Here is a 19508-nt window from a genome sequence, read left to right as displayed (position 1 = left end):
CTTCAAGGGTCTTTAGATCTTCAACCATAGGGCCTCCTTGTCTCGTTGCTTATTATACATCAAGATAATAGGCCAAAAAAAAGAGAAAGTCAATTTTATCGATAAATTTGTCTCACACCCGTTCTTAGGGGAGAGATTGCTTTTTAAATGTAATTCGATTATATTTTGTTTACTTTTCTAAAAAAAATAAAAACGCTGGAGCCGGAAAAAGTCGCCTATGACCGTTTTAGAGTTAGCTCTTATTGATATTCGCAACTTCAAAGAAGTTAAAAAAATTATTTTAAAACCTGGCATTAATATCATTCAAGGAGGCAATGGATCCGGGAAAACCACCCTTTTTGAAGTCTTCTCTCATCTTTTTTTCCCCGTTCGCGCCCCGTATTCTGAAACCCGGTCTTCCCAGGCGGCTATTCTGTTTAAAACAAATGATGGAGATATTTATCGTCTGATAAAAAATTTCTCAAAACGAGCCGCTCAGCTTTATAAAATGGACGCCGCAAAAAAACTCGTTGTCGTCGAAAAAGAAGAACAAAATGTTCAAAACCGCTTAAACCTGTTACTCCATGTAGACGACACCGGTCTTCAAGAGGTTTTCTCATGGTTTTTTCTTAACAAAGGGGCTCTTCCTTCCCTTCGTCCTGTCCGTTTAATCAGAAACTTCGCGCCACGTCCGGCTGTTTTCCCGCCAACCGCCGAGACTGACCTTTCAAAAGAAAAAATTCAAGAACGCCTGGAAGAATTAAGAAAACAATCGGTGCAGGCCGATGCGGTTGCTCAAAAAGAGAGCGAAATGCTCGACTATAAAGACAAGGCATTTTCTCTGAACCGAACTCTTAATGACCTTGAGGCCATTGAGATCGAGCTGGCCGGATCAATTGAAAAAGAAAAGGATTTCCCCGGATTTGATTCGATTCCGAGAGACATTAAAAACATGATCGAGGACTATGAAAAAACTCTCGCCGAAAAAAACAGCGAAGAACACCAACTCATTGACGAGAAAGAAATCATTGAACAGCAGTTGATTCTTGACCAACCCAATCTCATCCAAAATAAGTTTCTTTGGGGCGGCGCGGGGCTGGTTCTCATGACAATCGCTGTGGGCGTCGTCCTGGACCTGGAGGGTTTGTATAAACACCTCAATTTTCTCGGCCTTCTGACGGGATTCGGTTTGATTTTATTTGCCTTAATTGGGGATTTCAGAAGCATCTCCCGAAGAAAAATTTGGAGAGGGAAGTTAGAAAATAAAAATAAAAATTTAGAAATTCTGGCCGCGCGGTTCAGACGAGAAAATGTAAAGTATTTTGAGGGGCTTGAAAAGACAAATTCTCCCGATAAAGAAACGTTTGAAACCCGATTGTCAAGTTTCTATAGCCTGAAGGAAGATGAGAGAAACCTTCTATCGAGAAGAAACCAGGTCCTGGGAGAAAAAACAAAAGAAGCGATTGAGGCGGAAATAAAAGAAGCCGCTGATAAAGCAAATCTTCTTGAAAAAGAAATCAACCAGATAAAACCGGGCGCCATCGATCCTTATGTCATTCAAAACGAAATCAAAATGCTTGAGGAAAAACTCTCGACGGAAGATTCTTTTTTGCTGCAGGATGGACCTGTTGCGATATCTTCAACCGAGGAGCGCTTTTCCGGCTCTTACGAATCGATTTCCGTTTTTTTTGAAGACGACTGGCCTCTTATTTTAAAGGCCTGTTCCTTAACCCCGGAGGAGGTTTCAGAAAAGATTCAAAAAAGAGTTTCCCACTACACAGGCAATCAATTTCACCTGGAAGTCGGCCAACAGGGCACGCTTACTTTTAATCAAGATTTAGAAACCTTAAGCTCGGGGACTCTCGATCACCTCTTCCTGGTTTTGTGCCTCGTCCGGGTGGAACTTTTTCAAAATGTTCCAATCCCTCTTTTTCTTGACGATCCTTTTTTGACCCTCGACTCTTCCCGCTTAACCTTGATTTTAAATGCCCTGAAAGCATTGGCCAGCTTCAGGCAAGTTATTCTTTTTTCGAATTCAAATTACTCTAACGACACCGCAAACGTCATCAAATTATAAGAAAGTTATTTCTATGAAGAAACTCCCGCCAAAATGAACAAAAGCGGCGTTTTCATTACCTTCGAGGGAATTGAAGGAAGTGGTAAATCAAAACATATCATTCAACTTTCCGCAGATTTAAAAAAGGAAGGTTTTCCCGTCGTCCTCACCCGCGAACCCGGAGGAACCCGAATCGGAGAGAAAATAAGGAATCTCATTTTAGACCCCGAGCATAGAGAAATGGATCCTGTCACCGAATTACTCCTCTATTTGGCCACGCGGGCCCAGCATATTCACGAAATCATTCTCCCGGCGCTAAAAGAAAATAAAATCGTCCTGTGTGACCGGTTCCACGACTCCACCTACGCATATCAGGGAGGGGGAAGAGGTCTTGATTTTAAAGTCGTCGAGCCGTTTATCCAGATTTTATTCCACCATTTGAAACCCGATTTGACTTTTCTCCTCGACATTGAGCCTAAGATAGGCCTGGAGCGAATTCATCAAAGGGAGTCGTTGAACCGAATCGATTCTGAAAACATGGCTTTTCACGAAACGGTTCGGTCGAACTACCTCTCATTGGTTAATCAGGAACCTTCCCGCTTTAGAATCATCGACTCCAATCGTGATTACTCTGTTGTTCACCAGGACATCCTGAATGAAGCTCATCGGTTTTTGACAGGACCAAAACAATGACGTTTGACAAAAATATTATCGGGCATGATTTGCCCCAAAAAATTCTTAAAAACGCTATCTCCGCCGATAAATTAGGGCATGCCTATCTTTTTTGCGGCGAGGAAGAGATTGGAAAAAGAGCCGTCGCCTTTGCGGTAGCAAAATCGCTTCTTTGCGAAAATTCGATTCCCTTTTGCGGAACCTGCCCTTCTTGCCTGAAAGCAGATCATCGGACCCATCCTGATCTGTTCGAAGTTTCCCCCGAGGGCTCCTTTATTAAAATCAGCCAGATCAAGCAGATTCAGGCTCAACTCATTTTACAACCTGCGATCGGCTCAAAAAAGGTTTTTATCATCGACGGGATTGATCAGATGAACCTTGAATCGGCCAACTGTTTCCTGAAATCCCTTGAAGAACCTCCGGCGGACATCCACTTTTTTCTCATCACCTCCCGTCCCTGGATGATTCCTGCCACTTTATTATCCAGGTGCCAGCTTATCCGGTTTTCTCCCCCTTTACCACAGGACCTAGCGTCTTTTTTAACCCTTCAAAAGCGTCTTTCTAAAGAAGAGGCTCTCCGTATCGCGGAACGGTCAAAAGGAAAGGTGGGGACGGCGCTTTCACTCGATCTCGAAACACTTGATCAAGAAGACGAAAAATTTTTTAATTTGATCCGTCCGGAAACCCTGGCTGCCCCTTCAAAATTGTTTCAGCTTTCAGAGGAGTTATCCCGGGATGCTGATTACCTAAAAAAAACTTTAGAGTGGATTTCATGTTTTTTAAGAGATATGATGGTGTGGAAATTATGCGGACAAGCAGATCATTTAATTTTTAGCCGAAATTTGAATAAAATCCAACAATGGACAGACCAATTTCCTCTTGAAACCCTTAATCAATCCTTTGTCTTTGTGCAAAACATTGAGAAATTATTGACCCGTAAAAGAACAGAGTTAGAAAGCTGTCATTGCGAACAAAGTGAAGCAATCTCAAGACTTTACGATAAGATTGCCACGCACCCTTCGGTGCTCGCAATGACATGATTAATAAGTGGGTGCGAAGTCTATCGCTGGTCTTGGGACAAAATACCCTGATTGAAAGATGCTGTTCTTATGAAAAGTTTTTACATCACCACACCCATATATTACGTGAATGATGTGCCTCACATTGGCCATGCTTATACCACCGTGGCCGCCGATACCATGGCCAGGTACTTGAGTCTTTGCGGTAAAGAGGTGTTTTTTCTCACCGGAACCGACGAACATGGCCAGAAAGTCGAAGAAAGCGCAAAAAAAAACGAAGAGTCACCTATAGAACTCGCCAACCGGGTTGTTTTAAGGTTTCAAAACCTTTGGAAATTGCTCAGCATTTCTAATTCTGATTTTATTCGAACTACAGAAGAACGCCATGTTAAAGCGGTTCAGGCCTTTTTTTCTAAACTTTACAAAAAGGGAGATATTTATAAAGGGGAATATGAAGACTGGTATTGCGTCCCCTGCGAAACCTTCTGGACGGAATTACAGCTTCAAAATGGAAACTGTCCGACCTGCGGACGGCCCGTCAAAAAGATCAAAGAAGAGAGTTATTTTTTCAGACTATCCAATTATCAAGTGCCGTTACTTGATCATATTAAAAAACATCCTGAATTCATTCAGCCGGAAAGTCGAAAGAATGAAATCGTCAGTTTTATCCAATCCGGATTAAAAGACTTATCCATCAGCAGAACCAGCTTCAAATGGGGAATACCGGTTCCCAACGATCCTGGTCACGTGATTTATGTCTGGCTCGATGCGCTGGTCAATTATTTGACTGCCGCAGGATACCCCAGTCCTTCTTATAAAGACAATTGGCCCCCGCAACTTCATCTCATCGGCAAAGATATTTTAAGATTTCACGCTGTTTACTGGCCGGCTTTTTTAATGTCGGCAGAAATGGACCTTCCTGAAACCATTTTTTCACATGGCTGGTGGACGATTTCCGGAGAGAAAATGTCCAAAAGCAAGGGCAATGTCGTTGACCCCTATCAAATGGTCGATCGTTATGGAAGCGATGCGTTTAGATATTTTTTATTACGGGAAGTCCCTTTTGGGCAGGATGGCGATTTTTCGGAACAAACCTTTGTTAACAGGATTAATAGCGACCTGGCCAATGACCTGGGAAACCTCGTCAGCCGCACCCTAACGATGATAGAAAAATACTCTGAAGGCAAAATTCCAAACCCTATCGAGAGTAAAAATCGAGAAAATATTGAGGGCAAAATCAGTGGATGGTGTAACACTTTATATCCAGGTTTTGATTCCTTTATGTCCCAACTCAAGTTTGACCACGCGCTCTCACAGGTTTGGTCAGCCATTGCCAAAATGAATGAGTGTATTGAACGGGCGTCTCCCTGGAAAGAAAAAGACCCGGCAACATTAAATAATTTTCTTTACCACCTGGCCGAAGGTCTCCGTATTATTGCACACTTTATTTATCCGTTCATGCCGGAAAGCTCAGAAAAAATATTGCACCAGCTGGGACTCTCACCCCATTTTAATTCTCTTCGTTTGAAGGACGAAGTTGTCTGGGGGACCAAACATATAGAAGGAACTTCCATCCAGAAAGGAAAGGCTTTGTTCCCAAGAATCGAAACGCCCGCCTCTTCATCACAAATGCCCCCGGAGGGTCCCTCTTTCATTTCAATAGAGGATTTTTTAAAAATAGATCTGAAAGCTGGTAAAATCCTTTCCGCTGAGAGAGTTCCTAAATCGGATAAGTTACTTAAGCTCCAGGTTGATTTGGGTCAGGAAGTTCGTCAGGTGGTTGCTGGCATAGGGAAACGGTACCAACTGGAAGAGCTTATTGGATTAAAAGTCATTATTGTCGCCAACCTAAAACCTGCTAAACTTATGGGGGTCGAGTCGAACGGAATGATTCTAGCCGCGGGGGGAAAAGACGTTATGGCCCTTGCCTCATTTCTAAACGACGTAGAACCCGGGACAAAAGTAAAATAATTCCCGTCACTTAAAAAGAATTGCGGAAGGAAAAACCTTTTAGTTGGATTCCAGTTTGATCCCTCTGGCAATTTCTCCCTTTTTGCCAAAAGGCCCAACCGGTTTTCCGTTTAAGGTGATTTTTACTCCCCCGGCATTTCCGATATTTAAGACGAAAAGTTTCTCTGCCTCCAGAGAGACTTTATCGTCGGGGCGAAGAGAAAACTCCTTTGTAACGCCATTATCAATGACAATGCTTACCCATGAGCGGTCAATGGCCTGAACTAGCAAATGAAGATTTTTATTTTTCGGAGAAACCTTGTCCGGTCCCTCCGTTAAACCGCCTGAAGGTGCGGTTGAAGGCGCCGAGGTCGCCGGCGCAATGGATAGCGGTTCCAGTACGGGGCTAGTCTCCGCGACAGGGTTATTAAAATCGCTTAAGGACACCTCGGATGATTTTTGTTTATAAAACAAAATGAGCCCCCCCGTTACGATCACAATTCCCATAAAGAGGTTAACGAAGATTTTTCGTCTGAGGCCCTTTTTGTTCTCATAAAGGGATTTAATCCTTTCCACTTGAACCCGGGGCCAGACATCCCGGTCAGTCTTCGCACTTTCTTTTTCGTTTTGCGGAGAAGAAGGGATTTCATGCAGATTTTTCCAATTTTGAAACCTTTCCAGGACATCCAGTTCTTTTAAACCCAGGACCTTGGCATACGAACGGAGGAAACCTTTTACAAAGACATCGTTTGGAAGAGAGGAGAAATCTTCATTTTCCAAATTTTCAAGGTAAGGAAGACTGATTTTTGTCTTTGACGCAACGTCCTGAAGGCTGAAACCAAGTTGTTCTCTGATTTTTCTTAAATAAGCCCCGACGCCTTCGGCGTTATTTTCTTCTTTCAATTTGTTTTTTTGCCTCCTTTGCCAGATCACTGTCAGGGGATAACGAAATCACTTTTTTGAATTCCGCTTCCCCTTTTTGATAGGATTTCTGTTTCCAGTATATTTCACCCAGTCTAAAATGACCCACTGGATCTCCAGGCGCAAGCCGCACGGCCTCCTCAAAAGAAGAAAGCGCTTCTTTCTCATTACTACCCATTTTTAAAAAGACCTCTCCGAGCGCGCGATAGGCATCAGCATACCCGGGATCAATTTGGGTGGCTTCAGAAAATTCTGCCGCCGCCTCTTTCAGCTTGTTCTGGGTTGAGAAGATTTGACCGATGTTATAATGAATAAAATGGGGTTTCTCGTATAACTTATTTTTAAGGGCCATTTGAAAATTTTTAAGGGCCAGATCCAGATTCCCCATGGATTCATAAATAACACCTGAATAATTATAGGCATCAGAATAGTCCGGATCAATTTTAATGACCTGCGCAAATTCTTTTAACGCATCCTGGTTTCTTTTTTGACGGAAATAAACATGCCCCAGGTAATAATGGGATAGCTTGTCCCTGGGGTTAATCCCGATTGCTTTTTGGAATTCCAAAAAAGCCGCCTGGAGCGCGCCGTCATTCAGGTAAGACTCCCCCAGCTTAAAATGGGCAGACGCCTCTTTTTCCGGCGACACAGACTGACCGGATGTGGCACATCCTCCCAGCAACATTCCAAAAAATCCGACGTACAGCATTAATTTTTTCATCGCCCTCAGTCCTTTAGGAAATATCAAAATGTGTTAAATCTTTAAAAGCCCGCGATCTGGCAAAAATTTCATCCTGTGTGAGCTGACGAATTCTGTCCAAACTAAAAGCCTCGACGTTAAAGGAAGCCATGACAGACCCGTAGATAATTGCCCTTCTCAAATGTTGATCGTCAAACATGCCCGTTTTAGCCAGATAACCCATCACCCCGCCGGCAAAAGTGTCTCCGGCTCCGGTCGGATCAAAGATTTTTTCCAATGGGAAGGCTGGAACCGCAAAAATGGTTTTTCCATTAAACATCAGGGCGCCATACTCCCCCCTTTTAATGATGAGGATCCTGGGCCCCATCCCTAAAATAATCTTGGCGGCGTTGACCAGATTAGGCTCGTTTGCAAGCTGTCGGGCCTCGCCATCATTGATCAAAAGTAAATCGACTTTTTTTAAAATCTTGAGTAAAGAGGTTTTCTTGCCCTCTATCCAGTAGTTCATTGTATCACAGGCCACCCATTTGGGACGGTGAACCTGATTGAGGACATCATATTGCAAATCGGGATCAATATTTGCCAGGAAAATAACGTCGGCATTCCGGTACGAAGACGGAAGAACAGGTTTAAACGTTTGGAAGACGTTAAGTTGAGTATCCAGTGTCTTTGCCTCATTCAGCGCGTATCCATATTCACCTTTCCAACGAAAGGTTTTTCCCTCCACCCTCTGCAATCCATCCAGATTAATTCCCTTTTTCTTCAGGAAGGTCAGATGTTCCTCCGGAAAATCATTGCCGACGACAGCCACCAGGTTAACGCTTGTAAAATAGCTGGCAGAGGTTGAAAAAAAAGTCGCTGACCCTCCCAACGCGTCTTCAACCTGCCCAAAGGGGGTCTTAACCGAATCGAAAGCAACAGAACCAATGACTAAAAGACTCATCTCGTAAAATTCCTTTTTATAAATATTTTTGGATAAGGGGCTTTAACTTGTTTTTCACTTTCGCCGGGATCCCCTTTTTCGAAGTAATAATAGCATTTTTTAAAGCAAACGAGCAGGAACATTTCCGTTCCTCCCCAAGTTTCGGAATGGCCTGCTTAATTAATTTTTTAGACATCGCCACATTTTGATTTAAGATTTTAATGACGCTTTCGACATTGACGCTTTCCTCTTCTTCATGCCAGCAATCATAATCCGTCGCAAGGGCGATGGTGGAATAACAAATTTCAGCCTCTCTGGCGAGCTTTGCTTCCGTAACGTTCGTCATCCCGATGACATCGACTCCCCATGAGCGATAGATAAACGATTCAGAGCGCGTGGAAAATTGAGGACCTTCCATGCACAAATAGGTTCCCCCTTGATGGATCGTGGCCCCGACCTCCTTCCCCGCCTGAAAAAGATGATCCGCGAGATCCAGACAAACAGGATGGGCAAAGGAAACATGGGCCACGATCCCGTCTCCAAAAAAGGTGCTCCTTCGGGACCTGGTATGATCGTAGAACTGATTCGGAATAACCAGGTGCCCGGGCTGTATATGTTCCTTCATACTCCCGACAGCGCTTACGGAAATTATTCGCTCCACTCCCAATGTTTTCATTCCAAAAATATTGGCCCGATAATTGATCTCCGATGGAAGGAGTTTATGGCCCTGACCATGCCTCGCTAAAAAGGCTACAGGATGCCCTTCCAAAGTCCCGGTCATCAAAGGTCCTGATGGAGCGCCAAAGGGTGTCTTAACCATCACTTTTTTGATTCCGGTCAATCCTTCCATTTCATACAGCCCGCTTCCGCCAATGACTCCGATCTTAATCATCGATTGATTTTTATTCGGCATTATTTTCCTTACGCTTTCTCTTCGCCTGCTTAAGATTGAAGAACTTTCAGGTCTATTGTTCCGCCCTGTTTCTTTTCCGCGGACACCCTGTCTTCCGGTTCTTTTAAGGATTGAACCTCTTTTTGTGGAACGATTGAAACGATCGCATGTTTATAAATCAGTTCCTGCTGGTCATGCTTAAGGAAGATGGAGAAACTGTCAAAACCTTTTATCGTCCCTTGCACCGTTTTTCCAGTAATCAGATAAACAGTCACCAAAATTTTCTCTCGTCTGATTTGATTCAGAAACATGTCTTGTAAATTCATACTCATTTTTTCCTTTTCTGTTAGGGTGCCCGGACGCCGCTTACGTTCGGGCGGTCAAATTGAATGACGCGTATTCGTCCTGATCGACGAGACTTTGAATTTTATGAATGATCCCTTTCGTTGGTTCATCGCCATTGTATTCTATCCATCTTACATTCGGGTCTTTATTAAACCAGGTCAACTGCCTCTTGGCATAATGCCGGGTATCTCTTTTGATCAACAGGATGGCGTGATTCAGTGAAATTCTTCCCGCAAGACAGGAACAAAGAGTGTTGTAGCCTAAACTGAGCATCGAAGGGAGGTTTTCGTGAAAACCTTTTTCCAGAAGAGTCTTGACTTCTTCAACCCATCCCTTTGCAACCATCTCTTCAACCCTCTGATTTATCCGTTCATAAAGAAATTCTCTCTTTACCTTCAAGCCGATCATGATAAACTTCCGGTTCGCGCCTGAAAAACGGTGAAGGTCATGAAAGGAAGAAAGGGGTTTCCCGGTCACATAAAAAACTTCAAGAGCTCGAATGGTTTTGGATAGATCATGGGGATGAATCCTCGTCGAAGAAACAGGGTCGACTTCGGTTAATTTCCGGCATAAAAAACCCTTTGAATTTTTTTCCTGGTCGACCAGGAAATCCCGGACCTTTCTGTCAGCCGGAGGTCCGTTCCATAAACCGTACAAAACAGCTTTAATATAAAGCCCGGTGCCTCCCGCCAGAATCACATTTTGACAGCCGCCTGGACGATCGAATTGAATCAAGAGTTCATCCACCCGTCTTTTATAATCGCCGACACTAAACGATTGATCGGGATCAGCCACGTCAACCATATGATGTCTTACCCTTCTCAAATCGTCGTCGGATGGCTTGGCCGTTCCAATATTCATTCCTCGATAAATCAGCCTTGAATCAGCGCTGATGATTTCACCGCCAAGTTCAAGGGCAAGGTCGAGGGCCAAACGGCTTTTGCCGGAGGCCGTCGGACCAACGATTACAATTAAAGGCTTTCGCAAGAAAGTCAGGGGGTTCATATCCTGTGAAACAGCTTTTCCAGCTCCTTAACGCTGAAGCTCTTTCTAATCGGCCGTCCATGCGGACAGGTTAAGGGCCCATTTAATTGCATGAGATCATTGTAGAGCGTCGATATCTCGGTTTGTCCCAGAGTTTGGCCTGCTTTAACTGCCCCGTGGCAGGCCATCGTCGCAATGATTTTCTCCGCCCTTTCTTTTTCCGAAAACACTTCCTGAAAAAGTTGGATATCTTCAATCAAATCAGAAATTAAAAACAAAATATTTGTTCCGCTCAAGAACGAGGGAACCGACCGGATGAGGATCGTCCGTTCCCCGAAATAATCAAATTCAAATCCCATTTTATGAAAAACGCTTTCATATTCTTGAAGAACCAATAGGTCTTTAAAGCTCACATCGATCTGCTGGGGAATGAGAAGAGATTGCACCTGAGGCGTTGTCTTGACATATTGGTCTAAAAACTTCTCAAACAAGATCCGTTCATGCGCCGCATGTTGATCAATAATGAGCAGTTCTCCCTCTGATTGCACCAGCAGAAACATGGAATTAAATTGCCCTAACACTTTAAAAATGGGCTGTTGTCCGGTTTCCGCATTCTTGAATAAATCCCGATTTTCGTCTTTTCGATCGTATTCCGGTTCTTTTCCAAAGACCGTCCGGTTCACATATTCCTGGGCGGCCTCTTTGATCTGAACCTGGTAACGTTCCGGAGGCGGGTAAGAACGAACCGGCTCGTTCCCGTCCCTAGACTCCAGAACTCGACACTGAAGCGAATTGCCGTTTAAAGTTTCTCTAACGGTTGTAAACACTTTTTGATGGATGGACGAAGCGTCTGAAAACCTGACCTCTTTCTTGGAAGGGTGGACATTGACATCGACTTTGGACGGATCAATGTCCATCAAAAAAATAAAAAAAGGGTTTTGGCCTTTCATAAGATGAGTGGCATAAGCCTCATAAACCGCGTGACTGATCATCGGATTTTTTATCGGGCGTTTGTTGATAAATAATTCCTGATAGGTCCGGTTCCCATGGGAGTGAGGGGGTAAAGAAATAAACCCGAAAATTGAAAAATAGGGGTCGCTTTTTCTCTCCACAAAAACCAGGTGATCCAGGATTTCCTGTCCATAAATTTGATAAACACGTTCTCTCAGAGTTTCAACCGCAGGATACCTGAAAATCCTCCTGCCCTGATGCACCAGTTCAAAACTAATTTGAAAGTGCGCAAGAGATAGCTGATTAATGACTGAAGTGATATTGGCCAACTCGGTTGATCCTGATTTCAAAAATTTTTTCCTCGCGGGAAAGTTATCGAAAAGGCGAAAAATGGTAATCTCTGTTCCCTTCCCCCTGGCAACCTCTTTTTGATGAACGATTTTTCCATTTAAAACGCTGAGTTCCACTCCGGGACCCTCAGTCATTTTCGTGGTGAGCGAAACCTCGGAAACAGCGGCAATACTGGGCAAAGCCTCTCCCCGAAACCCCAATGTAGAAATTCGATCTAAATCCTCCTCCGAGGATAATTTGCTGGTGGCATGCCGTTCAAAGGCAATGACCGCATCCTCCGGGCTCATTCCCTCACCGTTATCGGAAACGGAAATGAATCCCTTTCCTCCGTCCTTTAGATAAACAATAATCCCATCACTTTTTGCGTCAATGGAATTATCAATCAACTCCTTAACGATTGAAGCGGGCCTTTCAATCACTTCGCCTGCCGCAATTTTATTGATCAAACTGTCAGATAAAATTTTAATTTTTGGAATCATTCTCAATTCAATTCTTCAAGCCCGTTATCGGGCGGTTGCTAATTTTTCTTTTGCCAACTGGGCTTCATTAGACCTGGGATATTGCTCGATGACCTTTTTCAAATACGTCGTTCCCCTTAATTTTTCTCCCATTTCAAAATAAGCATATCCTTCTTTTAAAATAGACCCGGGCGTCTTATCATGTTTCGGATAGTCCCTGGCCACCCGATCAAAAGTTTCAATCGCTTTTGGAAATTCTTTTTTGTTGAAATAACTCTCCCCCAACCAATATAAGGCGTTTGCCATGAGAACCGAGTTTTGAAATTGCTGGGTAAAGTTTAGGAATCCAAGGAGAGCCAAATCATAATTGCCTTTAACAAAATCGCTATAGGCAAGATTATAGGCCTCCTGGGGGGAAAGCGTTGTGGCCGGAGAAGATGTTGAAGTTGAATCAAGGCTCTTTCCCTGTAAAATCATTTTTCCCTGTTCTTCCGGCGATGAACTTATTTGAGGCGTTTGCCCTGATTTTTCAAGCATCACCATCCGGTTTTCCAGATTCCCCAGCCTGGAATTCTGGTCATTGATGCGAAGGGATTGTTCTTCTGTTTTTTGGGAAAGGTCTGAAAGCGAATGGTTATTCTCTTCAATTCTCCCCTGAATCGTTTGTAAATCTACCCCGATCTGGTCCAGTTTTAAAAACGCGTCCCCCTGTTCTTTGGTCGTTGTTTGCACCCTGTCTTTCACCACCCGTTCATTGGCGTCCAGAGTCAGGTTCACCCGCGCCATTTTATCTTTCAGTTGATCCATTTCAAGGTGGAGATCCGTAACGTCGGATTGAAAAGCGCACCCCCCTGCCGTTAGAAAAAAGAAACCGGCTAAAACGACCTTGCCAGCGACGTTTCCATTTTTATTCATTCCAAATCCCCCATCATTCATATTTGGGAAGCCTGTGCCACAAAGCTTGCTCGCGAGCGCTGCCGCAGCGAAGCTATGTTTTTTATGCCCCCAACCCCCCCGATTTCGCGCAGGCAAGCCTGCGGCTCAAGTCATCTTCCGGGTTAACGCGGAAGAGGCGACCATGCCGGATTAATAAAATTTCCATTGACCTGAGTCAGTTTTTCCACTTCTGTCCCTTCCGAGGTCATCATATAAATATTTTGTTTTCCTCCGCGGTTTGAACTGAACGCCAGATGTTTGCTGTCCGGCGCCCATACCGGTGATTCATCGTCATAAGAATTTGAAGACAAACTGACTTTCTTTTGTCCATCCGGACTAATTAAACAGATATGGAGCCTATTTTCAAACCGGCAGGTATAAGCAATCCAATCTCCCTTGGGCGACCAGGACGGAGTCGTATTATAATCACCTTCAAAGGTTAAACGCCTTACATTGGTTCCATCGCTGTTCATGACATAAAGCTGAGGCGTCCCTCCCCGGTCGGAATTAAAAACCACTTCATGCCCTGTCGGAGAAAAGGAAGGAGAAAGATCATTTCCCTGACTGAAGGATAACCTTTGGATATTTTTTCCCTCTTCAGTCGCGGTAAAAAGCTGTGTCTGACCTTCCACACTTCCGGCAAATAGAATGCGGTTCCCGTTCGGAAACCAGACCGGGGACAAGTTAAGGCCCCCTGAGGTCACTTTCCATCGTTTGGTCGTCGTCATGTCTGTGATCCAAACATCTGGATTCCGGTCGATATAAGACGTGTAGGAAAGCTTCTTTCCATCAGGACTCCACCGGGGAAGAAGGTTAATGGTATGGTTTAAGGTTACCCGTTGTGGATTAAAGCCATCATAATCCATTCGATAAATTTCCTTGGACCCGCCGGCATCGGACACATAAGCAATCGCGGTTTCCGCAATTCCCTCCTCTCCCGTCAGCTGATAAATGATCTGATCCGCAGATCGGTGACTGATCATCCGAATATATTTCACAAAATTCTTAAAGTCTCTTTCCCATAGCCATTTTCCGGTTTTCCCGTTATACAAAGCGACATCCAGATGTAACTGGTCTCCCTCAATTTTAACCCTGCCGCTCAGAATAATTTCGACATGATCCTCCGCAATTTTCTTCACAAAATCGGCTGGAAGGGTTGAGGCAGACTGGACATTGGAAAGGTCGATCAATTGAAAAGAAAGGGATCGCTTCAGATCGGCCAGGAGAACCTCTCTCAGGGCTTTGGCCTCTTTTTCAAGTCCCGGATCGGATTGGAATCCCAATACACCCAAAGGCGTTCGCGGAGATTCTGTTCTCTGAATCTCAATGTGAACGTCCGAAGAAAAAGCAGGCGCGGCCTTCACAATCAAGAAACCTGTAAAAAAATAAATCAAAAATTTAAAAACAAACAATCAAAAACTCCGTTATCATGATCCTTTATTTTGGGAAAAAGTACAAGTAATTTCAACCGAGAGATTGGGATAATCAGCCGGTAAGGGCCCAAATGAACGGGATTCCACAACAGCCCTCTGGGCGGCCTGGTCAAAAAACGGGTCGCCGGAACTTTTAATAATTTTAGGAAATTTTACCAGCCCTGTTTTTAATATATCAAACGACAGGGTCACCTCCTTTGGCGCTCCTTTAAAAGAAAGAGGGTTCCAGTTACTTTCAATTTTACGCTTCACCCAATCGGCGTAATTTGGGTTGATTTCCGAGATTTGCGCAATTTCTACTTTTTGAATTTCGACCGGGACGGTTTCTTCTTTTTTAGTTTCTACCAACGGAGAAACGGAATTTTCGACCTCAGGTTGAACGACAGGAATCGGTTGCACGGCCTCTTTACTGGCGGATTTTACAGGAAAGGCGTCAACTGAACGAGGCAACGGTTTTAATTTGATATGAGGCGGCGCTGTCTTTTTCTGAATTTTGGGGGGGGCAACCGGTTCGGCTTTTTTAACAGGCTCGGATGGAAAAGTTTTTTCTTCCAAACGGGGCTGCGGGAGAGAAAGGAGTTGAACGGATAAAATATGCGGTTTAATTTTCGGCTGTTTCCATTCAAAATGATGCAAAACAAACAAACCGGCCAATAAAAAAAGATGGAGGCCGGCAGAGAGCTGGACCATTGGCTTCATTTGATCTAACCTCGCGATCATCAGCGAATGGGTGATGTGCCTTCGGGGTCTGTAACCATTCCAAGACGATCGATCCCGGTCTTTTTAATGACATCCATAACCTGCACCACTTCTCCATAAGAAACATCCCGGTCTGCACGCAGATAAAGTGTGACGTCCGGCCGTTTTTGTCTCAGGGTCGTTAATTGCCCCTCTAATTGACGAAGCGAGACAAGCCTTGACTCGAAATAGATTTTCCGATCTTTGACAATCGAAATTGTTTTCCCCTCTTCCGCTTTCATGGTATTAACCTCTGATTTTGGCAATTTTAAATCAATTCCCCGGTAGAGAAGAGGGGCCGTGACCATGAAGATAATCAACAAAACCAAAACCACGTCGACCAAAGGGACAACATTGATTTCGGCCATGTATTTTTTGGGTTCAAACCGGTTCATTCCGCAACCGACGCGGGAAGTTTCGCTGGTTTAAATTGTTCCTCAAAATAGAATAATAACTCTTCTGAAAATCCCTCCATTTGGCAGTTGATCTTTCGAAGACTGTTCAAAAAATAGTTATAGGCGATTACAGCGGGAATAGCGGTTAGAAGGCCGGCCGCTGTCGCGACCAGGGCTTCTGCCACACCGGGGGCGACGGCGGCAATATTGGCCGTGCCGAGCTGACTAATATTTTGGAAAGCATCGATAATGCCTAATACCGTCCCGAATAAACCTATAAAGGGAGAGATATTTCCAATGATCGCGAAATAGGAAAGGAAGTTTTCAAGGAAAGCCATTTCTTCATCAGAAACCGTTCTTAAGAGCTGTCTCAAACTTCCTAAATTTAAATTCCGGCCTGCCTCATGTAAATGTTCAAGCTCAAGTTGAGTGGAAAGAGTCCCTTGTCTTTGCAACCTCCGGAGGCTCTCCAGATAAAGGGGAGCCAGAGGACTTTCTTTAAATTTTAAAGCCCCTTTTTTTAACGAAAGGATATCTTTGCTTCTTTTAAATTCAAGAAGAAAGTGTTTTGTCGCTGATTTCGCGCGAAAAAAAATCCGGAATTTATAAAAAATACCAGCCCACGAAAACACTGAAAGAATGAGGAGAAGAATTAAAACAGATTGGGTGACATATGAGGATGTGAGGATCAGTTCAATCAAATTTTGTCATCTACAGAACATATGGCGGGGCCGACGAGGATCGAACTCGCGACCTCCGGCGTGACAGGCCGGCGTTCTAACCAACTGAACTACAGCCCCGTTAATCTATTTATAGGGGGCTCGCGTCGCCCCCTCCCTCCGAGCTTGCTTTGGGAGATGTCCCACAACGGACATATGGTTTTTCTGGAGCTTCCCCTTCTCGCTCGCTGGGTAAACCCCCAATTATCAAACAAAAAAAATTATCCTGTTGTTGAATAGGCGGAACAGGGATTGAACCTGTGACCTTCGGCTTGTAAGGCCGACGCTCTGCCAACTGAGCTATCCGCCCAGAAACGATGGCAGAGGATTTTGACAGCCCAAGACCAGCGATAGACTTCGCACCCACTTATTAATCATGTCATTGCGAGCACCGAAGGGTGCGTGGCAATCTTATCGTAAAATCTTGAGATTGCTTCACTTTGTTCGCAATGACAGCTTTCTAACTCTGTTCTTGGGATGAATGGAGCATCAGGCTTTGCCTGTGCGAAATTGAATAGACTTTTTCTTTTCTTTTTTATTTTAGCCCTCACTTCGCCGGTTCGGGCCCAGGACGAGCCCCGCCTTTCCCGTATTCCCTTATTTACCAATTTTGATACAGGGGCCAACGTCAGAACATTGGCCATGGAGGGAGACACCCTTTGGATCGGATTGTCAAACGGAATCATTCGATTTGAAACCCAATCAAAGGACGCCTATGAGATTTTTACCGTCAGGTCCACCCATAATGCATTTTTAAGCAACGGAATCTTTAAAATTAAAATTGATGACCAGGGGAATAAGTGGTTTGCGACCTATGGGGGGGGCCTGGCAAAATATAATGGAAAGGACTGGATGGTCTTTACTCCCTATGGGATGGGTTCCACCCATTACGGTCCTGATTGGGTTCAGTTTAAAGAGGGTCAGGGATTAGGGGATTTATGGGTTTACGATCTCCTTTTTGACAAGGGAAAAATATGGGTCGCCACCTGGAAAGGAGCTTCACTTTTCGACGGTAAAACCTTCCAAACCTTCGCCACTAAAGAAGGCCTCCCGGATAAATGGGTTTACGCGATCGGCCAGGAAAAAGACGGATCACTCTGGTTTGGGACAGAGGGAGGCGTTTCGCACTTTACCGGGTCAAAATGGATTAATTATTCCCATCAAGACGGACTGGGCGCGGAAATCGCCGATAAGGTTCCTTCTCAAGGGGAAGGTTCTTCGTCTTATCATCATGCGGTCCCCGGGAAAAAAATCATGACCTCCAACCCGAATTATGTTCTGACCATGGTCATCGACTCAAATAACAATAAATGGTTCGGTACGTGGGGAGGAGGCGTCAGTCGATTTAACGGAAAATCGTGGAAGAACTTTACCAGAGAAGATGGTCTGGGAGGGGATTTTGTCAACGCTTTGACTTTTGACGCTAAAGGACGCCTTTGGGCAGGAACCAACGGCGGCGCGAGCTACTATGACGGCAATACCTGGAAGACCCTTAATGAAAATGACGGTTTACTTAACAACAATGTCTTCGCCATTACCTTTGACAAACAGGGGAATGCCTATTTTGGAACCTGGAAGGGGTTATCCAAAATGACGGCAATAGAGTAGATTTCCCTCAGACAGTCGCTCCATAAATACCTTCGATAACATGTAGGAATGCGCCAAGGATAATAAGCAAAGCTCTAATCAGCATGCCGATTGTTTTCAGGGGCATATTGCTTTTGACGCTTACGAATTTTCCGACTGTTAAATCAATTCTCGCAGGGGCATGAGCCGAGCGGACATTGCCAATGCGACCAAAGGACATAGCCAAGGGAGCGAAGCAAATGAGCGTGCCATACGGGGGTCAGGCTTTTACTTTTTGACATTGAAGATTGACTCCAATTGCGCCACCCGCATTCTCAAGGTCTCTGTTCTTTCCACCCGCTCTCTCAGTCGGCGGATCGTCACACTCAGTGTCGCAACATCTCTCCCAAATCGCTTGCCAACTTCTGTCAGTGTAGCACTCCCTTTCTGAATCGCTAACCACCCAATCATCGCCCTCGCTTCCGACCTCCTCCTCCCTTGTCCCCGGGCACTAAGTTCCTCTTCCTTTAGTCCGTAGTGGTGACAAACTGCCTTGACAATTTTATGGAGTGAGACTGGTTTGTCAATTTTCTTTTCTGCTTTGGCCAAGACTTCTTCAATAAATCGGTCTTCTCCTAAAATTCTCCCGTTTCCTTCTCCTGAATGAAATTCTTCTCGATAGTCTTCGTCGATTCCTTCCCATATAAATTTCTCATACCGTTGCCGGGATTCTCTCTCCGTTTTTCCCAGTTGTTTGAGTATCCATTCCGTGGTTAACCAAGGATTCTGGTTTATCCCAAGATAGCTTAAATGGCTGCTCCATCGGTATTCTTTGGGGTCTTTTACCCATCCCACCCGCACAGGATTTAAATGAATGTATCGGACTAATTCCAATAAATAACTCTCCTTCTCAACCAAAATCGATTTGTAACGCCCTTGAAATAAATGCCCGACCCTTTTTTGTTGACGATTGATCCAGCGGGTATATCGAAAGGCAAGGTTTTGCATGATCTTGGATAACGGTTTCTCTCCGACTTGAATCGCCAGATGTAGATGATTCTTCATTAAGCAATAAGCATGAACCCGATACCCATATCGAAAAACCCCTTCTTGAAGGAGGAGATAGAGATGGTACCGGTCTGCTTCAGTAAAAAATATCGGCTGTCCCCCGTTTCCCCGCAACATGACATGATATACTCCACCCACCAGGTGAATTCTCGGTTTCCGTGCCATGTTATCATCAATATATCAAACACATTACTTTGTCAAGTTGTAAAAGCCTGACGGGCCTGCGACATAAAAGTGGGTTTTTAGATTTGCCTCTTTTTTTTGGTTATGTTATTGTAGAATAATATCTACAATAAGGAGGTTGACTATGGTTGATATCCAAACGATTCAAGTCCGGCGAGAGGCTATTCTGAGCGAGATGAGGTCGATTTCCTCAATGAAACGAGGGACGATCAACGAGCAATTCCTGAAGGTCTCGCAGAAGGGTAAGAAGCATCCTGTTCTGCGGGGACC

General features: G+C 44.4%; 18 protein-coding genes and 2 tRNA genes. 5 read left to right on the top strand and 15 right to left on the bottom strand.

From position 1 onward, the window contains the following. The first annotated feature begins 217 nt into the window (after positions 1–217). The 4 genes from HYR79_01865 to metG all read left to right on the top strand — a co-directional run bounded on the left by HYR79_01865 (position 218) and on the right by metG (position 5697). Positions 218–2056 carry a hypothetical protein gene (locus tag HYR79_01865; protein ID MBI1820432.1) on the top strand — a complete coding sequence of 613 codons (1839 nt, stop codon included), beginning with the start codon at positions 218–220 and terminating at the stop codon, positions 2054–2056. 33 nt (positions 2057–2089) lie between these two features. Then, the gene (locus HYR79_01860; protein MBI1820431.1) at positions 2090–2728 is read left to right on the top strand and encodes a dTMP kinase; all 639 of its coding nucleotides are present in this window, start codon (positions 2090–2092) and stop codon (positions 2726–2728) included. Continuing rightward, entirely contained in the window at positions 2725–3747 is a 1023-nt protein-coding gene (locus HYR79_01855) for a DNA polymerase III subunit delta' (protein MBI1820430.1), read from the top strand. The genes HYR79_01860 and HYR79_01855 overlap by 4 nt, the downstream gene beginning before the upstream one ends. A 69-nt stretch (positions 3748–3816) precedes the next feature. Continuing rightward, positions 3817–5697: a methionine--tRNA ligase gene (gene metG, locus HYR79_01850; protein MBI1820429.1), complete on the top strand. Its 1881-nt coding sequence runs from the start codon at positions 3817–3819 to the stop codon at positions 5695–5697. 39 nt (positions 5698–5736) lie between these two features. Here metG and HYR79_01845 read toward each other — a convergent pair whose 3' ends face one another. The 14 genes from HYR79_01845 to HYR79_01780 all read right to left on the bottom strand — a co-directional run bounded on the left by HYR79_01845 (position 5737) and on the right by HYR79_01780 (position 16731). After that, entirely contained in the window at positions 5737–6579 is an 843-nt protein-coding gene (locus tag HYR79_01845) for a helix-turn-helix domain-containing protein (GenBank protein MBI1820428.1), read from the bottom strand. Further along, the gene (locus HYR79_01840) at positions 6563–7318 is read right to left on the bottom strand and encodes a tetratricopeptide repeat protein (protein ID MBI1820427.1); all 756 of its coding nucleotides are present in this window, start codon (positions 7316–7318) and stop codon (positions 6563–6565) included. The genes HYR79_01845 and HYR79_01840 overlap by 17 nt, the downstream gene beginning before the upstream one ends. Positions 7319–7331: 13 nt before the next feature. Then, positions 7332–8240: a sugar kinase gene (locus tag HYR79_01835; protein ID MBI1820426.1), complete on the bottom strand. Its 909-nt coding sequence runs from the start codon at positions 8238–8240 to the stop codon at positions 7332–7334. Between the two features lie 16 nt (positions 8241–8256). Continuing rightward, on the bottom strand, positions 8257–9111 hold the full coding sequence (gene mtnP, locus HYR79_01830; protein MBI1820425.1) for an S-methyl-5'-thioadenosine phosphorylase: 855 nt from the start codon (positions 9109–9111) through the stop codon (positions 8257–8259). A 50-nt stretch (positions 9112–9161) separates the two neighbouring features. Then, positions 9162–9443, bottom strand: a complete 282-nt coding sequence (gene hfq, locus HYR79_01825) for an RNA chaperone Hfq (GenBank protein ID MBI1820424.1) — start codon at positions 9441–9443, stop codon at positions 9162–9164. A gap of 34 nt (positions 9444–9477) precedes the next feature. After that, positions 9478–10461: a tRNA (adenosine(37)-N6)-dimethylallyltransferase MiaA gene (miaA, locus tag HYR79_01820; protein ID MBI1820423.1), complete on the bottom strand. Its 984-nt coding sequence runs from the start codon at positions 10459–10461 to the stop codon at positions 9478–9480. Then, positions 10458–12221, bottom strand: coding sequence for a DNA mismatch repair endonuclease MutL (gene mutL / locus HYR79_01815; protein ID MBI1820422.1), 1764 nt, complete (start codon positions 12219–12221; stop codon positions 10458–10460). Before mutL ends, miaA begins: the two co-directional genes overlap by 4 nt. A 24-nt stretch (positions 12222–12245) precedes the next feature. Continuing rightward, a complete protein-coding gene (gene ybgF, locus HYR79_01810; GenBank protein ID MBI1820421.1) occupies positions 12246–13115 on the bottom strand; it encodes a tol-pal system protein YbgF in 870 nt (289 codons plus the stop codon). Between the two features lie 143 nt (positions 13116–13258). Further along, positions 13259–14548, bottom strand: a complete 1290-nt coding sequence (tolB, locus tag HYR79_01805) for a Tol-Pal system beta propeller repeat protein TolB (protein MBI1820420.1) — start codon at positions 14546–14548, stop codon at positions 13259–13261. Positions 14549–14563: 15 nt separating this feature from the next. Continuing rightward, positions 14564–15268 (bottom strand): TonB family protein, encoded by a 705-nt coding sequence (locus tag HYR79_01800; protein ID MBI1820419.1) that lies wholly within the window; start codon positions 15266–15268, stop codon positions 14564–14566. A gap of 20 nt (positions 15269–15288) precedes the next feature. Continuing rightward, complete coding sequence (locus HYR79_01795) at positions 15289–15702, bottom strand: biopolymer transporter ExbD (GenBank protein MBI1820418.1); 414 nt, start codon at positions 15700–15702, stop codon at positions 15289–15291. Continuing rightward, a complete protein-coding gene (locus HYR79_01790; GenBank protein ID MBI1820417.1) occupies positions 15699–16355 on the bottom strand; it encodes a MotA/TolQ/ExbB proton channel family protein in 657 nt (218 codons plus the stop codon). The genes HYR79_01795 and HYR79_01790 overlap by 4 nt, the downstream gene beginning before the upstream one ends. Positions 16356–16425: 70 nt before the next feature. Then, positions 16426–16502: transfer RNA gene (locus HYR79_01785), tRNA-Asp, on the bottom strand. 156 nt (positions 16503–16658) lie between these two features. Next, positions 16659–16731, bottom strand: a tRNA-Val gene (locus HYR79_01780). Between the two features lie 200 nt (positions 16732–16931). Between HYR79_01780 and HYR79_01775 the strand changes: the two genes are divergently transcribed. Continuing rightward, positions 16932–18029 (top strand): hypothetical protein, encoded by a 1098-nt coding sequence (locus tag HYR79_01775; GenBank protein ID MBI1820416.1) that lies wholly within the window; start codon positions 16932–16934, stop codon positions 18027–18029. A 246-nt stretch (positions 18030–18275) separates the two neighbouring features. Here the strand turns inward: HYR79_01775 and HYR79_01770 are convergent, their stop codons facing one another. Next, entirely contained in the window at positions 18276–19220 is a 945-nt protein-coding gene (locus HYR79_01770; GenBank protein MBI1820415.1) for a transposase, read from the bottom strand. Positions 19221–19508 lie beyond the last annotated feature (288 nt).

The organism is Nitrospirota bacterium (assembly GCA_016178585.1).
Lineage (GTDB): Bacteria > Nitrospirota > Nitrospiria > JACQBW01 > JACQBW01 > JACOTA01.
Note: the sequence above shows the minus strand (reverse complement) of the source record. Positions and strands in the feature narration are given on the sequence as shown.

What these genes read in the sequence shown, in the direction of transcription:
- HYR79_01865 (MBI1820432.1), top strand. Translation starts at nt 218, where the DNA reads ATGACCGTTTTAGAGTTAGCTCTTATTGATATTCGCAACTTCAAAGAA.
- HYR79_01860 (MBI1820431.1), top strand. Translation starts at nt 2,090, where the DNA reads ATGAACAAAAGCGGCGTTTTCATTACCTTCGAGGGAATTGAAGGAAGT.
- HYR79_01855 (MBI1820430.1), top strand. Translation starts at nt 2,725, where the DNA reads ATGACGTTTGACAAAAATATTATCGGGCATGATTTGCCCCAAAAAATT.
- metG (MBI1820429.1), top strand. Translation starts at nt 3,817, where the DNA reads ATGAAAAGTTTTTACATCACCACACCCATATATTACGTGAATGATGTG.
- HYR79_01840 (MBI1820427.1), bottom strand. Translation starts at nt 7,318, where the DNA reads ATGAAAAAATTAATGCTGTACGTCGGATTTTTTGGAATGTTGCTGGGA.
- HYR79_01835 (MBI1820426.1), bottom strand. Translation starts at nt 8,240, where the DNA reads ATGAGTCTTTTAGTCATTGGTTCTGTTGCTTTCGATTCGGTTAAGACC.
- mtnP (MBI1820425.1), bottom strand. Translation starts at nt 9,111, where the DNA reads ATGATTAAGATCGGAGTCATTGGCGGAAGCGGGCTGTATGAAATGGAA.
- hfq (MBI1820424.1), bottom strand. Translation starts at nt 9,443, where the DNA reads ATGAGTATGAATTTACAAGACATGTTTCTGAATCAAATCAGACGAGAG.
- miaA (MBI1820423.1), bottom strand. Translation starts at nt 10,461, where the DNA reads ATGAACCCCCTGACTTTCTTGCGAAAGCCTTTAATTGTAATCGTTGGT.
- mutL (MBI1820422.1), bottom strand. Translation starts at nt 12,221, where the DNA reads ATGATTCCAAAAATTAAAATTTTATCTGACAGTTTGATCAATAAAATT.
- ybgF (MBI1820421.1), bottom strand. Translation starts at nt 13,115, where the DNA reads ATGAATAAAAATGGAAACGTCGCTGGCAAGGTCGTTTTAGCCGGTTTC.
- HYR79_01800 (MBI1820419.1), bottom strand. Translation starts at nt 15,268, where the DNA reads ATGAAGCCAATGGTCCAGCTCTCTGCCGGCCTCCATCTTTTTTTATTG.
- HYR79_01795 (MBI1820418.1), bottom strand. Translation starts at nt 15,702, where the DNA reads ATGAACCGGTTTGAACCCAAAAAATACATGGCCGAAATCAATGTTGTC.
- HYR79_01770 (MBI1820415.1), bottom strand. Translation starts at nt 19,220, where the DNA reads ATGGCACGGAAACCGAGAATTCACCTGGTGGGTGGAGTATATCATGTC.